This is a genomic window from Sodalis sp. RH15, assembly GCF_047324255.1.
Classification (GTDB): Bacteria; Pseudomonadota; Gammaproteobacteria; order Enterobacterales; family Enterobacteriaceae; genus Acerihabitans; species Acerihabitans ligni.
In genome coordinates this window covers 6,101,682-6,118,036 of record NZ_CP178738.1, presented here as the reverse complement: position 1 = coordinate 6,118,036, position 16,355 = coordinate 6,101,682, and the positions used below count along the sequence as shown (strand labels likewise).

12 protein-coding genes are annotated in these 16,355 nt (G+C 52.7%); 10 read left to right on the top strand and 2 right to left on the bottom strand.

All coding sequences use genetic code 11. The annotated features are described in order from the left end of the window. Positions 1-68: 68 nt before the first annotated feature. On the bottom strand, positions 69-1,364 hold the full coding sequence (locus tag ACL2XO_RS27645) for an MFS transporter (RefSeq protein WP_413726102.1): 1,296 nt from the start codon (positions 1,362-1,364) through the stop codon (positions 69-71). Between the two features lie 666 nt (positions 1,365-2,030). Between ACL2XO_RS27645 and ACL2XO_RS27640 the strand changes: the two genes are divergently transcribed. After that, positions 2,031-4,505 (top strand): glycoside hydrolase family 19 protein, encoded by a 2,475-nt coding sequence (locus ACL2XO_RS27640; protein ID WP_413741993.1) that lies wholly within the window; start codon positions 2,031-2,033, stop codon positions 4,503-4,505. Between the two features lie 6 nt (positions 4,506-4,511). Here ACL2XO_RS27640 and ACL2XO_RS27635 read toward each other — a convergent pair whose 3' ends face one another. Next, positions 4,512-4,925 carry a hypothetical protein gene (locus ACL2XO_RS27635; protein WP_413741992.1) on the bottom strand — a complete coding sequence of 138 codons (414 nt, stop codon included), beginning with the start codon at positions 4,923-4,925 and terminating at the stop codon, positions 4,512-4,514. A 517-nt stretch (positions 4,926-5,442) separates the two neighbouring features. On the opposite strand from ACL2XO_RS27635, the gene nanA reads away from it, so the two are divergent. The 9 genes from nanA to ACL2XO_RS27590 all read left to right on the top strand — a co-directional run bounded on the left by nanA (position 5,443) and on the right by ACL2XO_RS27590 (position 16,178). Next, positions 5,443-6,348 (top strand): N-acetylneuraminate lyase, encoded by a 906-nt coding sequence (gene nanA, locus ACL2XO_RS27630; protein WP_413743014.1) that lies wholly within the window; start codon positions 5,443-5,445, stop codon positions 6,346-6,348. A gap of 114 nt (positions 6,349-6,462) precedes the next feature. Continuing rightward, positions 6,463-8,025, top strand: coding sequence for an MFS transporter (locus tag ACL2XO_RS27625; RefSeq protein ID WP_413741991.1), 1,563 nt, complete (start codon positions 6,463-6,465; stop codon positions 8,023-8,025). Between the two features lie 110 nt (positions 8,026-8,135). Then, the gene (locus ACL2XO_RS27620; RefSeq protein ID WP_413741990.1) at positions 8,136-8,894 is read left to right on the top strand and encodes a transcriptional regulator NanR; all 759 of its coding nucleotides are present in this window, start codon (positions 8,136-8,138) and stop codon (positions 8,892-8,894) included. A 200-nt stretch (positions 8,895-9,094) separates the two neighbouring features. Then, positions 9,095-10,249 (top strand): Fic family protein, encoded by a 1,155-nt coding sequence (locus ACL2XO_RS27615; protein ID WP_413741989.1) that lies wholly within the window; start codon positions 9,095-9,097, stop codon positions 10,247-10,249. Positions 10,250-10,606: 357 nt separating this feature from the next. Continuing rightward, entirely contained in the window at positions 10,607-11,554 is a 948-nt protein-coding gene (locus tag ACL2XO_RS27610; RefSeq protein ID WP_413726097.1) for a Gfo/Idh/MocA family protein, read from the top strand. 288 nt (positions 11,555-11,842) lie between these two features. Then, the gene (gene gnd / locus ACL2XO_RS27605) at positions 11,843-12,748 is read left to right on the top strand and encodes a phosphogluconate dehydrogenase (NAD(+)-dependent, decarboxylating) (protein WP_413741988.1); all 906 of its coding nucleotides are present in this window, start codon (positions 11,843-11,845) and stop codon (positions 12,746-12,748) included. After that, complete coding sequence (locus tag ACL2XO_RS27600) at positions 12,748-13,290, top strand: SIS domain-containing protein (protein ID WP_413741987.1); 543 nt, start codon at positions 12,748-12,750, stop codon at positions 13,288-13,290. Before gnd ends, ACL2XO_RS27600 begins: the two co-directional genes overlap by 1 nt. A gap of 83 nt (positions 13,291-13,373) precedes the next feature. Then, positions 13,374-14,684 (top strand): MFS transporter, encoded by a 1,311-nt coding sequence (locus ACL2XO_RS27595; RefSeq protein ID WP_413741986.1) that lies wholly within the window; start codon positions 13,374-13,376, stop codon positions 14,682-14,684. 9 nt (positions 14,685-14,693) lie between these two features. Further along, positions 14,694-16,178 carry a gluconokinase gene (locus tag ACL2XO_RS27590; protein WP_413741985.1) on the top strand — a complete coding sequence of 495 codons (1,485 nt, stop codon included), beginning with the start codon at positions 14,694-14,696 and terminating at the stop codon, positions 16,176-16,178. Positions 16,179-16,355 lie beyond the last annotated feature (177 nt).

The following is a 16,355-nucleotide window of genomic DNA, read 5'->3' as shown; positions in this document are numbered from 1 at the left end:
TAGCCATGCCGTTAAGGCATGGCGAATCCGGGACAAGCTTTTGGCGGGGAAATCCCGCCCTATCGTAATTATTGATGAACCCGTGCGGATTTCATCTGCGGGGGAAGCTTTTCCAGACGTTGCAGCGGCCGGTCCGGCCGGATCCAGAATGAAAGCACCACGCCGCATAACAACAGCGCAATGGACATAATGAACGGCAGCCGGTAGCTGCCGGTAACATCGCTGATATAACCAAACGCCAGCGGAGAGACAACGCCCGCTATCCCCGCCGAGGTGCTGACAAAGCCGCTGGCCACCCCGGCATAGGCGGGGGCCACATCCAGCGGCACCGCCCAGATAGGCCCCTCCGCCAGCTCCAGGAAAAACAGCGATGCGGCCAGACACAGCGCAATCACATTCTGCTGATGAATGAACAGGACGCAGGACATAAACGCCAGGGAACCCAAAAAGGCGAAAATAATGATATTACGTCGCGCCGCATTGATATTCTTGGTCCGCTGAAACCACGCATCGGTTAACAGCCCGCCGGCGGTATTGCCCAGAACGCCGGCGATAAACACGCCCGAGGTAAATAGCGCGGATGTTTTCAAATTGATGCCGTACTCGCCGACAAAAAAGCTCGGCAGCCAGCTGAGATAAAGCCACAATGTCCAGGCATGGCAGAAAAACACCAGCGTTACCGGCAGGATACGCCGGGTCAGCGCCAGCCAGGGAACCGGTGTGCGATGAGCCGGTCCTGAATAGGGGGGTAACAGGGCAATCTCATCCTCCGTGACCTTCGGATGTTTACGTGGATCGTTACGGAAATAGAAGCACCACAGCGCCACCCATATCAGGCTGGCACATCCCAGCACCACAAAGGCGCCGCGCCAGCCGATCAACGGAATCAACGCCACCATGATAGGCGGCGTTATCGCCGCCGCTGCGCGTGCCGACGAATGGGTAAAGCCTTGCGCAAATCCGCGGCGCGCCACCGGCACCCAGTTTCCCATAGCCCGCGTGGCGTTGGGAATGGTTCCCGCTTCACCCAACCCTACCAGCATGCGGCTGAAGAACAGCGCAATAAGGCCGCCGGACAGCCCGGTGGCCAGCGTTCCCGCCGCCCAAAAAAGGCCTGACAGAGCCAACATGCGACGCGGACCGATTTTATCGCCCATGTAGCCGTTGATGATCTGGAAAATAGCGTAACAGTAACCAAAAGCGGAAAGGACAAGCCCCAACTGCGTGTTGGACAGATGCATCTCGGTTTTGAGCAGCGGCGCAGCGATAGAGATATTCACCCGATCTATATATTCAATAAAATACATCAGGCAAATCAACATAAAGACTCTGCCCGTCGCTCCCCGGAACATTATCAATTTCATTGTCATACTCTCCGTCAAACGGGTAGCAGCCTGGCGGCAACCGTCCGCCGACAAGCTTTGCAGGTAATCATTGCCGGTAAGAGGCTGTTCAATCCCCCATCGGCTCGCATGTAAAGGCCTCCGTGTCGGTGTTCGCCCCGACCACGATGCCTGATAAGGGGCGCCCCGAGCGTCTATTCCCATGGTGGGATAACCGCCGGAGAAGCCGCCGCAACATGCCATTCACCGTCCCGGTTCCTTACGAGTACAGCCGGAAAATGACAAAAAAACGCATTGCTTAAGTCTCTACACCGCTCGGGCGTTTCTCTGCGAGAGCTCAGTTCCTGTGCCGCTGGTGAACTCTCCCTTACGCAGTGCGATTGAATATTGAATATTGTCGACAATATTTCATGATAAAAACACATTGTTAACATCATTATTCTTTTTATGTTACATGGATCGCATATTTCTCTGCGACCGCCCGTTAAGAGCGATTTTTGCAAGAAACACCCCCGCTACCCATGCTAAAAGTCGCTGTCTCACCACGCTTTTATCAATAAACTCAACGTGTTGTATCGCGTTCTGAATTTATGGACAAGCAGCGTTGGCGTAGTGGCTGCAAATCGCTCCAAAGCGATCAATGCTGCCATAGGGAATGGAATCCTGAAATATAACAAGGGATCACGGATGAAAATGGTTTTGCCCACGGATGGGTATTCATCGGCAAGCGAATTTATGTCGGCCCTGCAGGGCACCCAGGGCGATGCCTTTTGGCTGCTCAAATCGCAGGGCCATTGGCACGGCGGCCTCCATCTTTTCGACAGCTTCGTCCCCGGGGCAATTTACCGTCCCGACGGCCCGGCCGGTCACGGCCTGAAAAGCATGACCGACGGCCATATCGTGGCCTACCGGCTCAACGACGATTACCGCGCCGCCGTCCACAACAAACGCGCCCTGAAATTCAGCACGACGTTTATTCTGGTGAAATCCACCTGCGTGCCCGATAAGGCCAGACCGGCGCATGGGCTGGATTTTTATACCCTGTGGATGCAGTTGGCGCCGCTGTCGGTGTACGGCGCGAGCGACACCGTCATCGGCGAGGTGGCCGCCACGGCGCTTAAGGTCCGCCGGGACAATCCCGCGCCGGGCTGGGTGCGGCAGGGACTGCCCGGCGGCGACGGGGCGCAGGCGCGGACCTGTTACGATGTGCAAAACCGTTACCCGGCCCCGCGGGATACCTACACGCAGTTGCCTCGGCTCAGCACGGTGGAAATCCTGGAGGAGGCGACCTTTCTGCTGGACCGCCGGGCCGTGCCGTTTGTGTACGTGCGGGTCATGTCCGTGCCCGAAGGGGTATCCGCCGGGCTGGCGGTGGGAGAGAGCGGCTGGATATCGGGGCAGGAGAAGTATCTTAAACGCCGGGGCGGCGCCGGCGCGCTTCCCCGCTGGATGAAAGCGGCCCGGAAAAAAGGCGTATTCAACGAGGTGGTCGCCCTGGCCGGCGACAACGTGCTGCCGGTCAGCGCCGGCGAGATTATCGGCCACCTCGGCTATCTGGAATCGCCCCACAGCGCCCCGCATCATTTCTGCCATCTTGAGGTGTTCAGCCAGGACAGCCGGCTGCCGGATTTTGTGGCCAACCGGGCCGGGGTTACCGCCGGGGAGCCCTTTATTCATTCCCCCCGTGGCAAGCCGCGCTATTTCCACCGGGAGCGGGATAATACCTTTGTGGCGTCCGTCATCGGCGACGACCCGGTACTTACCGGCGAAGAACGCTTCACTCCACGAAGCAAAACCCGCTGGCAGAAGTCCGGGGATAACGCGTGGTATGAGATTCCGGCGGAGAGGTCCTGGCTGGCCGAGAGCGACGTGACCGTAGTCAATCAGTTTGACCTGGCAAAGCGCGGATTTATCCTGCTGGAGCAGGATGAGCCGCCGCGGACCGTGCGACAAACGCCCCGAGAGGGCTGGCTGCGGCAGGGATTTCAGCGGCTCGCCGAGCTGGCGCAACAGAACACCCGCGATATGTATTCGTTAACCTACATCGAGGGCTACCAGCGGCTGCTCAAGGAGATGGAGTTCGAAAGCGATGGGGAAAAATTCAGTAAAAGACTGTGGCAGTTTCTGCACAACCGGCAATCACATATTCTCAAGCAGGTTCAGCGTCTTATTGTCAAGCACCACAGCGAATGGCTGCATGACGGAATGTCGGCGCTGTGGCGGGCGGCGCTGGATGAGCAGGGCAAACATCAGCCGGCCCTGGCGCTTTACAACCGGCAGTTTATAGATGCGCTGGTATGGATGAAGGACGTGCCGGAGATACGCAGCAGCGAGGCGCTGTGGCATTTGCATCCGGTGACGTTTTTGGAGGCGATATCTAAGAGTGATGCCAATACTTGTGCCTGTAACAGGGATATCACTCTTGAAGAGCTGTGTGCAATGGCACCTGAAGCCAATAAAGGCATTCTGGAAACTTATGTTCAAGCCTTTAATGACGGATTCAAACAATATGGAATGGACACTTGCCGGGAAAAAGCACATTTTCTGGCCCAGGTCTGTCATGAAAGTGGTGGACTGAGACTCACTAAAGAGATACATGGTGAGAAAAAAAGTTATGCTCCATGGTATGGGAGGGGGTTAATTCAATTAACTTTTCAAAGCGCCTACCAGGCATATGGCATTTCAGTCGGTAAAGATTTTACTTCTGATGATGCTTGTAGGGATAAATTGCTTTCTTCTCCTCATTGTGTTACTTCTGCCTTTTGGTTTTATATGAAATACGATAATAAAAATATCAATAATTACGCAAAAGCTGATGATTTCAACATGGTAACAGCGCGTGTTAATGGAGGTTTTAACGGCTACAAGGATAGAATCCAATACTTTAACAAGGCTGTGGAAGTACTTCGGGCGCAACATATGAATGCTTTAATGGCCGACGGAGCATTCAATTTTGAGAGCAGTGCAATTTATAACAATCGGGTCTATGCGTACTTGTGGGGGGGATATCACGATCCAAATAAAAATGAAATTGTAGGAACAAAGAAGGACAAAGGTGAAGCTCTTAAGGCTTATAAGCGTGCACTGTCATTATATGAAAAATCGGGTACTGCAGAGAAAATAGTCATTATAAAAAATAGGATATTAAAACTAAGCTACTAAAACAATCTAACTTCCGTTCTTTTTCCAGATTTCAAAATTATTATTATCTTCACCGAATGAACAATAGAGCTCTTTTATGGGTAGCATTTTAGTCGAAAAAGTAAACAGCTTACTGCTCGGTTCGGCCTGGTTCACTGTTGTTTTAAATGAGCCTAGATTATATTCAACCTCTTTTACATGAAATGTAATGACATTATATTCAGGTACCTTTTTTATGCTCTTTAAATATCTTTCTTTTATTAAATCTATGTTTTCGTCGGAAAAAAATATTAAGCTATTTATTTTAATCCTAAGTTTATTTTCATATTCTTGCACGGATATAGTGTCGTCCTCATCGGTTGTGCAAAAGAAAAGTATATTACCATATGCAAAAGAATTTGAGGTGATGATCATTAGTATGCTAAAAATGATTGGTTTCATATAATGTTCTAGTGCTTTTAATTGTTGTTTTTTATCTATGCAACGATAAATAATTTGCTGGGTTTTTTCACAATCTATTCGTTTCTCTCAACAGGTCTATTTATTGTCCGCTTTGCAACTTTTAATGAATTGTAGCCTTTGTTTGCATCAAACTTCAAGGTATATCCTGTATAAATCTATTTGTAAAGCTTCATCTTTTTACCTTCACGCTCTAAAATTCATTAGCAAAAAAGCACCGGGCTTCTTCGGGTAAATACTTAATAAAGCTATATACCACATATGATAATTTAAATGCTTAGCCAACTGTCTAGCTCATTTCCCAGTGATAGCGATCGTTACCGATCGATATGGCATTCCTTTATCATTATCGCGTATCTGACCGATAAGCGGCGATGATGGCAGAACCAGGATCCTCATCACAAAACGCGTATTCACTCTAGAGATTGCTTTTCTTAAACTGGTATAAAAGGTATCAAGGTATATAGTTATTCCAATCAAAGAACTCTCCGGAGGAATGATGAAAACTGCATTAACCGGCGTTATTACCGCACTGCTGACCCCCTACGATGAACAATTCCGCATTGATGAGGCAAGCCTGCGCAGCCTGGTGCGCCATAACATACAACAAGGCGTTGATGGGCTTTATGTGGGCGGTTCCACCGCTGAGGCGCTGCTGCAAAACAGCGCCGAGCGGCGGGGGGTACTGCGCATCGTGGCAGAAGAAGCAAAAGGCAAGCTGGCGCTGGTGGCCCATATAGGCGGCATCAGCACCGCCGAAAGCTGCGCCCTGGCGGAAGCGGCGGCGGAGTATGGTTATGACGCGGTGTCAGCGGTGACACCGTTTTATTATCCATTCACTTTTCCCGAACTGCGTGCTCATTACAGTGACATTATCGCCGCCGCCCAGGGCAAGCCGATGATTATCTACAATATCCCGGCAATGAGCGGCGTGAAGCTCGGGATGGAAGAGCTCGGCGAACTGTTGTCGCTGCCGAACGTGGCCGCTCTCAAACATACTTCCGGCGACTTTTATCAGCTTGAACAGATCCATCGGGCCTATCCCGATAAAATTCTTTACAACGGATATGACGAAATTTTCCTGTCCGGCCAGATGGCGGGCGCCCAGGGCGGCATCGGCAGTACCTATAACGTCATGGGCTGGCGCTACCAAGGCATCCTGCGTGCTTTGGCAAACAGGGATATCGACCTGGCGCGTCGGATACAGTCCTCATGCAACCAGGTGATCGACGTTCTGGTAAAAACGGGCGTGTTCGGCGGCCTGAAAACCATCCTCCAGGAATGGGGCGTTATTCGCTGCGCCGCGTGCCGCAAGCCTTTTTCACCGGTGCAAGAAAATCATCTGCCTGAATTGAAACGTATCGCAAGGGAGTTGCAGGCGGAATTTCAACACCATAAAAACTAGAAAAAACTGCCGGCCCGCGCGAGCGGGACCGGTTTATTTTACCTTATGTGCCGACTCCCGGTTCCGTTGCGGCCGGGCCTGATAAACATGCACTGCAAAGTGTAGGAGATTATCATGCGTCAACCCTCTGTGACCCTACCCTGGTATCGTCAGCTATCGCTACCGCAATGGAAGGCCTTCGCCGCGGCCTGGATCGGCTATGCCCTGGATGGTTTTGATTTTGTCCTGATGGCCCTAGTACTCACCGAAGTCAAACAGGATTTCGGTTTAACTACGGTGCAGGCCGCTACTCTTATCAGCGCCGCGTTTATTTCCCGCTGGTTCGGCGGGCTGATACTGGGGGCGCTGGGGGATAAATACGGCCGTCGTATGGCCATGGTCACCAGCATCCTGCTGTTTTCACTGGGGACGCTGGCGTGCGGACTGGCGCCCGGCTATACCTTTCTCTTCGTCGCACGGGTGATCATCGGCATGGGCATGGCGGGGGAATATGGCGCCAGCTCGACCTATGTCATCGAAATTTGGCCGCAGCACTTGCGTAATAAGGCCAGCGGCTTTCTCATCTCCGGCTTTGCCATCGGCGCGGTGGCTGCGGCGCAGATTTACAGCGTGATCATACCCATCTGGGGCTGGCGGATGCTGTTCTTCATCGGTATCGTCCCGATTATTTTCGCTCTCTGGCTACGCCGCAGCATTCCGGAAACGGTGGAATGGCAAGCGCAGAAAACCCAGCATGGGCATAAACAGACGATGATTGATATCCTTTACCGCGGCAGGCATCGGGTTTGGAATGCCATCGCCACGGCGGCGGTTATCGCCATGCTGTATCTTTGTTTCTCCGGTCATGCCGGCCCGGCGGCGGTGGCGGCGTTTCTTGGCATCGCCTGCGCCGCCGTCTTCATCAGTTTTATGGTGCAAAGCAGCGGCGATCGCTGGCCTACCGGGGTGATGCTGATGCTGGTGGTGTTCAGCGCCTTTCTTTACTCCTGGCCTATTCAGGCGCTGCTGCCCACCTATCTTAAAACCGAGCTGGGCCTCAATCCCACCCTGGTGGCCCATATTCTGTTTTTCAGCGGCTTCGGCGCCGCGGTGGGGTGCTGCCTGGCCGGCTTTATCGGCGACTGGCTCGGCACGCGCAAAGCCTATGTGTATAGCCTGTTTTTGTCGCAACTGCTTATCATCCCGGTATTCGCCATGACCTCATCCAATCTGGTGGCTCTGGGTGCGCTGCTATTTTTCCAGCAAATGCTGGGGCAGGGGATCTCCGGCCTGCTGCCCAAACTGGTGGGCGGCTACTTCGATACTCATCAGCGGGCTGCGGGGCTAGGATTCACCTACAACGTGGGCGCGCTGGGCGGCGCCCTGGCGCCGGTGCTCGGAGCGGCTATTTCCCAGCGGCTGGATCTGGGTACGGCGCTGGCTTCGTTGTCATTCGGCCTGACCTTCGTGACGCTGCTGCTTATCGGCTTTGATATGCCGTCCCGGTTGCAGCGCTGGCTGCGTCCACAGGCGCTGCTTAAATTCGACACGGTGGACGGATTGCCGTTCAGCGGCGCCATGCCCCGGGACGAATGGCGCAGGCATGAAAAAGAACAACGCCGGCGGCACAGGGCGAACAGCGCGGCTTTGCAGCAAAATGCACAGCCGCTGGCGGGCGCGTCGGAAAAACGATCCTGAGGCAGGAATCCGAGCGCAACGCATTTGAATAAATGCGGCCGGTCCCTGGTGGTAGCGCGATGGTATAATAGGTTATCCTTGACCCTGGTATCCGTTCAATGGAAAGGCCCATGACAAGTCTGAATAAGCAATCCACCGCTGACAACCAGGTTCCCTTTATGCAAAGCCGTCCGGTAAAGCGCAAGAAGCTTTCGGATATGGTTGAGGAAGAACTGGAGTTCATGATTCGTCGCGGCGAATTTGTCGAAGGCGATCAATTGCCCTCCGAACGGGAACTGATGGATTTTTTCCATGTGGGCCGGCCATCTGTGCGCGAAGCGCTGGCGGCCCTTAAGCGCAAGGGCCTGGTGCAGATTAGCAATGGCGAGCGGGCTAGGGTGAGCCGTCCGTCCGCCGATACCGTGATAAGCGAACTCTCCGGTATGGCCAAGGACTTCCTTACCCAGCCGGGCGGCATCAAGCATTTCGAGCAGTTGCGTATGTTTTTCGAGTCCAGCCTGGTACGCCATGCCGCGGTTCACGCCACCGACGCGCAGATAAGCAAACTAAAGCAGGCGCTGGAGGCCAACAGCCGGGCACTGGCGGATAATATGCTGTTTGTGCGCACCGATGTGGCGTTTCACCGCGTGCTGGCCTCCATTCCCGGCAATCCGCTTTTTTTGACCATCCATCACGCGCTGCTGGACTGGCTTATCGCCATGCGGGTGGGACTGACCGAGCCGGAAAAGATTATTCGGCATAATAGCCGCAGCTATGAGCAGCACGTAACGCTTTACGAAGCCATCCGTCGCCACGATGCGGACGGCGCGGAAAAAGCGCTGCAAGATCATTTAAGCAGCGTATTGGCCGCCTATTACGCTAGAACCTGAGAGCATAACCTTGCGGTTTACGGTGACCGCGTCAAATCGGCATTTAATTTCCAAAGTTATAATTCATGAGTGAAACTAAAATAAGACATCATCTTATTTTAAGTTAAGGACCAAGTTAAAATAACGAATGCTATTATTTTAAGTTAAGGCTTAAGTTAAAATAAGGGAGAATCTAATTTTAACTTCGTCCAGGAGACCCTATGCAACGCGGACTAACCGGCCGTTATGTTCCCAGCATAGCGGGCAGCATCAGCTGTCAAGCATTTATTCCCCATGCGCTGCCGCCCTCGCCGGCGTTGCAAATCGATAGCAAATTGCAAAAAAGGATCAATGATGCCAATCGCGCACTGGGCCGCCTGGACGCTATCGGCATGTTGTTGCCTGATACCAAGCTTTTTCTCTATAGTTATGTGCGTAAAGAAGCCGTTATGTCCTCGCAAATTGAAGGGACTCAATCTTCCTTAAACGACCTGATGCTGTTTGAGATGAAAGGCTCTCCAGGCGTACCCATGGATGATGTGCAGGAGGTATCTTGTTATGTGAATGCACTTTATCTGGGCGTCCAGCGTATCAATGAGGGCTATCCGATTACATTTCGTTTGCTCGTAGAGATGCATCGGGCCCTCATGACCTCCGGACGAGGCATCAGCCGCGGCCCAGGCGAATTCAGGCAACATCAAGTTTGGATTGGCGGCCATAGGGCCGATGAGGCCGCTTTTGTTCCTCCGCCGGGCCATGCTTTGGGCGAATGTTGGAGCGAGTTGGAAAAATTTATCAATGATCAGCCCGAGGCAACCGATCCTTTGGTCAAAGCCGCTTTGGTCCATGCTCAATTTGAAACCATACATCCCTTTATGGATGGTAATGGCCGTTTGGGCCGTTTGCTGATACCGTTAATTCTGGTGGAAGCTAAGGTCTTGCAGCAGCCGTTGCTCTATTTATCTGTGTTTTTCAAAAAGCACCGCCATATCTATTATGAGCGTTTGCAGCAGACAAGAATGACCGGTGATTGGGAGGCATGGTTATTGTTTTTTGTCGATGCTGTTGCCGCTACAGCGACTCAGGCTGTTGAAATGACCAAAGAGCTTAATCTACTGCATATTGAGCATAAGGCTTTATTATCCGGACTCGGCCGTTTGTCGGGGTCGGCTAAACTGATTTTGGATGCGTTCTTCGAGTACCCTATCGCCAGCATCAGCAAGCTGGTTGAGCGAACAGGGTTGACCGCCGCCACAACAGGTAAGGTATTAACCGTTTTGGAAAAGGAACAGCATTTAATCGCCGAGATTACGGGTCATAAACGGCATCGTGTCTATGCCTATTTGAAATATCTGGAGATTCTCAATAAAGATTGATTACTGTCCCCTGGCCGTGATGGATGGGCCTTTGGATCTCCTTCGTGAGGTGAAGTCAGATTGGAGGCTTGCTTATTAATTTACCAGTCCGAACACCACGTTGGCAGCGTGTAGCCGGTTATAGCCAGTATCAGCACCTCGCAGCGTTGTAAAAGGCGACGGCGCTCCCTAAAAGCCTCCACCTATATGATAAATATTTTTATTGGTACAATAAATCTGTAAAAGCTGTCACACCATTAGTCATATGTTTGAACTATCATGGGCGCTGTCGCGCCGGCCTGCAGAAGCGGTGTTCGGAATAATTTTTTAATTCATTATTTATCAATAAAATATCATTTAGCATGTGAGGGAAATCAGATGTCTGATATCGTAAATTGGGGTGTGCTAGGCTATGCCCGTATAGCAAGACTTTCCGTTATCCCGGCCATAGGCAGGGCGTCTAATGCCCGTCTGCTCGGGGTAGCCTCGCGCAACGCCGGGGAATTGCCCGCCAAAGAATGGGAACGGACTTATGACAGTTATGAGGCTCTCTTGGCCGATGATGACATCCAGGCAGTGTATATTCCGTTGCCGAATTCTTTGCATAAAGATTGGGTGATTAAGGCGCTGAAGGCAGGCAAGCATGTGCTGTGTGAAAAACCCCTGGGGCTCACCGCCGCCGAAGCGCAAGAGATGCACCAGGCGGCCCAAGCGCAACAGCGTATTTTGATGGAAGCGTTTATGTACCGCTATACCGATCGCATGCAGGTGGTGAAGGAGATACTGGACAGCGGAGCCTTGGGCGACCTGCGCCATATCAATGCCTCGTTCCGCTTCCTGCTGGACCGGCCGAATACCATCAAAGCCAAGCCGGAACTGGGCGGCGGCGCGCTTTATGATGTCGGTTGTTACCCGGTCAATTTTGTCGGCATGGTGACCGGACGGCTGCCGCTGCGCTGTAAGGCCCTGGTGGAAACGGAGCAGGGCGTGGATACCAATCTATCGGCCTTGTTGCAGTATGATGATGGCTTGATTGCCAATATACATTGCGGATTTAACGCTTTTTCCCGGATTTATGCGGAAATCATCGGCACCAAGGGAATGCTGCGGATCGATAATACCTTTCTGGATGACGCGGGCGAAGTCTATCTGCACCAGGCCGAGGGCGTGCGTGCCATTCCGGTAGCGGAATCGGACCGTTACAAGGCGGAAATCACTCACTTTTCCGATGCCGTGCTTGACCCTTCCGCGCCGCTGTTATCCCTGGACGAAAGTATCATGAATTTGAAAGTCATGGATATGATCAGAAAAGATATGCAAGGCTGATAAAGAGTGAGTCATGTGTGCATGCGGTTGCCATGACTCTGTAAACAACAAGTGAAATATATATCCCCGCCATCACCTTTTATTTTAATTTCATTTTATTGCTCTAAAAATCAATCCTGAATAATGAGACATTGATCTCAATTTAATATTGGCAATCCTGAGGATTGCCTTTTTGATATTTATTTACAGAAATGTAAACAATGCTGAAATTTATTTACTTCTTTACTTTAAAGGCAACATCAGAGTAACGTCAAAATAATCTTGAGGGTAATGAAAAAGGGATGGGTTATGAAACTCGGTTTTATTGGTTTGGGCAAAATGGGCGGGGCCATGGTGCGGCGTTTGCACAACGCCGGTCATGAGGTGGTGGCGGTGGATAAGGATCCTGTGGCGCTGGAAGAAGCGAAAAACCATAACATTACCGTCTGTCCCAGTATTGAAGAAGCCATCGGTCTGTTGCCGCTTCCCCGTATTTTATGGGTAATGACGCCGCCGGGCAACGCCACCGAGCAGGTTATCTCCACGCTGAAGCCGCTTCTCGGCGAAGGGGATATTGTCGTTGACGGCGGTAATTCCGATTTTAGGGATACCCTTCGCCGCGGCCGCAGCTTGGGCGAGAAAGGCATTATTTTTGTTGATGCCGGCGTCAGCGGCGGGACGCAGGGCGCAAGGGAAGGCTGCGGTTTACTGGTGGGGGCCAACGAACAGGTATTCGCCAATCTTTCGCCGCTGTTTGAGGCGCTGGCCGCAAAAGGCGCTTGGGCCCGGGTCGGCAACAGCGCCGCGGGCCATTTCACCAAAGCGGTCCATAACGGCGTCGAGTATGCCTTGATGCAGGCTTATGGTGAAGGGTATGAGCTTTTGGCGGCCTCGGACATTGAGGTCGATGTCTTGGCCACCATGGAGGCGTGGCAAAACGGCTGCTCGATACGTTCCCATCTGTTGGAAAAACTCATCGAAGCATTAACGCCGGATGTTTCCCTTAAGGGGGTGAAAGGGTACGCCGCCGATTCCGGCATGGGGCGCTGGACGGTTGAAGAAGCCATCCGGCTGCGGGTTCCTACGCCCACCATCAGCGCCGCGCTGCAGGCAAGGTTTCGTTCGCAGCAGGATGATTCCCCGACGATCAAAAGCATTGCCGCCCTGCGCGGGGTTATTGGCGGTCATGCGGTTAAAAAGAGTGAGGAAAAATAATGGCCGCCTATGATGCGAAGGAAAGAATTTTGACCGTTATTTCAGAACTCGACCAAATCAGAAATGCTCTGGATGGCGAACGGCTGAATCGGCTGGCGGATAGTATTCATCAAACACCCAGAGTTTTTTTTAGCGGGCAGGGGCGCTCGGGCCTGATGGTAAAAGCCATCGCCATACGCCTGATGCATATCGGCATTCAGGTATATGTCGCCGGAGAGAGCAACACGCCCGCCATCGGAAAAAATGAATTATTAGTGGCGGTCTCCTCATCGGCGAAAACCACCGTAACGCTTTCCCATATAGCGGCGGCCCGCAAGGCTGGGGCGAAAGTGGTGTTAATCAGTTCAGCCCCGGCGCCAGAGGTGGATGCGGATATTCATATTCAAATACCGTCCCGTACCCTGGTGGCAACCGAACAACATGCAGGTTCTTTATTCGAGCAATCTCTATTGATAGCCGGTGACGCCATTGCATGGCGTATTCAACATTTGCGCGGCCAGCAGGATGCTGACCTCGATAAACGGCATGCCAATTTGCAATAAATAATAATTGAATGTTTTACCAACCCTACCCCTGAATGTAATTCAGGGAGCTGTCTGCAAAAAAACAATATCAGGAGGATATCTTGAGCCAGATCATATCCCAAAAAAATAACCTGCAAGCTATGACGCAGATCGAAGAATCCACTCTGAAAAAAATGCGCTGGAGGCTTATCCCTTTTTTACTTATATTGTATGCCATCGCCTATTTGGATCGCACCAATATCAGCTATGCCGCGCTGCAAATGAATGGCGAGCTTAAAATAACCGGCAGCCAGTTCGGTATGGTGGCCAGTATTTTTTTTATTGGCTATTTTATATTTGAAGTGCCGAGTAATGTTGCTCTACATAAATTCGGTGCAAGAAAGTGGATAGCCCGTATATTAATCTCCTGGGGCCTCGTGGCGTTTTTAACCGCTTTCGCCACGGGAATATATCATTTATATATATTGCGTTTCCTGCTGGGTGCGGCGGAAGCCGGTTTTTTCCCCGGCATCGCCTTTTATCTGACCTATTGGTTCCCGCGCCGTCACCGCGCCGGCGCCATGGCCACATTTTTCCTGGCGCAAATCGTTTGTAATTGCCTGGGCGCGCCGTTAAGCGGGATCATTATGGATAATATCCATTGGCTGGGTTTCTCCGGCTGGCGCTGGATGATTTTACTGGAAGCTGTTCCCGCCATACTGCTCGGCATCGCCACATTTTTTGTACTTAATGACTCCCCGCAAGACGTTAAATGGCTTTCCTCCGAGGAAAAGTCCTGGGTTAAAGATGAACTGGAAATCGAAGCCGCGAATTCTACGCCACCGCAGGTGCATTGGTGGAAAATTCTGGGCGATAAACATATTCTTTATTTAGCCGTTACCTATGTATGGATTGTCATGGCAATTTATGGCATCACGTTCTGGATGCCGACCCTTATCAAGGGCTTTCAGGCGCACTTTTCCAACACCGTTATTGGTTTCCTGGTGGTGATCCCAACCGTCGTGGGGGGGATAGCCATGCTTATCAACGGTTGGCATTCGGATAAGACCATGGAGCGGAAATGGCATGTGGTTACGGTAATTCTTATCGGGGCCGTGGGTATGTTTCTTTTGTCCATAACCACCAACACCTGGCTGTCCATGCTCTGGCTGTGCCTGATATCCGTGGCCGCCTATGGCTATATCGCGGTGTGGTGGACCATCCCGACGGCCTTTTTATCAGGTCTGTCCGCCGCCGTCGGCCTTGCCGCCATCAACTCGGTGGGCAATTTGGGCGGTTTCTTCGGCCCATGGATAGTCGGTATGCTGGTGGACTGGACCGGGACGCCGCGGGCCGGTTTGCTGTTTCTGTGCGCTTCCTTCGTGATTGGCGCGGTGATGCTGGCCTCTTTCCGGCCGCCGGTAAAGCAGTAAGAGGTTAGCATGACGCATTCCACTTATGTATTGGCTATCGACATAGGTTCGTCCTCGCTCCGTGCAGCCCTGTTTGACGGTTATGGCCGCCAGAGCGGGGAATGTATCCGCCGCGGGTACAGTCTGGACACCGACGCCATGGGCAAGGCGACCCTGGATGCCGATACCCTGTTTAACGATCTGTTCGGCGCGTTGGATGAGCTGATGTCCATTACGCCGGACCGGCTGAATATTACCGGAGTGGGTATCAGTACGTTCTGGCATAGCCTGACGGGAATAAACGATCGGCAAGCCGCTACCTTTCCCATTATCACCTGGGCGGACGGCCGATCGGCCCATGAAGCCGCCGCGTTGAAATACTCCGGCATCGGCCGCCGTCTCCATGCCTTGACGGGATGTCCGGTGCACTCCAGCTATTGGCCGGCGCGTCTGCGCTGGCTGGCGGCACAGCATGCAACGGCGTTCGCCCAGACCCGTTATTGGTTATCCGCCGCCGACCTGCTGTTTCTTCGCCTCTTCGGCCGCATCGGCACGTCTGTTTCCATGGCCTCAGGCAGCGGGCTGTGCGATCTCAATCAAAAACAATGGTCACGTGAGGCTATCGGTATCGCCCGCATCAAGCCGGAGCAGTTGCCGCCCATCTCCGATGAACCGCTGCGGGGATTGGTTGCCCCATGGGGCGAGCGCTGGCCCAGGCTGGCTGCCATCCCTTGGTATCCGGCATGGGGTGACGGCGCCTGTTCCAATATCGGCGCAGGGGCAAACAGCCTTGATTCACTGGTATTGATGCTGGGCACCAGCGGATCCATGCGTATGGTGTGGCAAGCCGACAGTGTGTCTGTGCCTGATGCGGGACTGTGGTGTTATCGCGTTGATGACAAACGCTTCGCCGGCGGTATGGCCTTGTCGGAAGGGGGAAACGCCGCTGCCTGGGCGCGACAGCTGCTGGATAAGGAATCCGCAGCGGATATTGATGATCGGGTGGCGGCTTTGGCGCCGGATGACCATGGCCTGTGCGTGCTGCCCTATTTTTTGGGTTCCCGCAGCCCGCAGTGGTCGGAAGGGCGCACCGCAGCCATTAGCGGTATCACGGCGGCCACCACGTCGGTGGAGATTTATCGCGCGATGCTGGAAAGCGTCGGTTTACGTTTTGCCTTCCTGAAAAACCGGCTGGATCGGGCATGGCCAGGAAAACGGCGGATTATCGCCACCGGCGCCGGCTTTTTGCGTTCCTCTGTCTGGCCGCAGATTGTCGCCGATTGCCTTGGGGAATCCCTTGACGTCTCAGACATTGAAGAGGGATCGCTGCGCGGGGCGGCGCTGCTGGTGTTGGAAAAACAGGGCCAGGGCGGAGAGATTGAATTTCCGGTTAACCGGACGGTTTATCCCAATTCAGGGGCCCATGAGAGATATAAAATCGCCCTTGAACGGCAGGCGGATTTTGATAATCATATGATAGAGATGTTAAAACAACGGCTGGAGGAGTTGCGCTAAGGCTTTCATTATCCATAAACCTAGTGCGGATTATAGTGAAATACCCTTGCCTCTGCCAAAAAACGTCTAATGCCGGTACTGCTGCGAAGGCGATTGTACCCTTAATAAACCGATCGCATTAATTTCACTTATCCTTTTCTATACTGACTTCTACAAGGTTGCGCGAGTCTTCCTAAC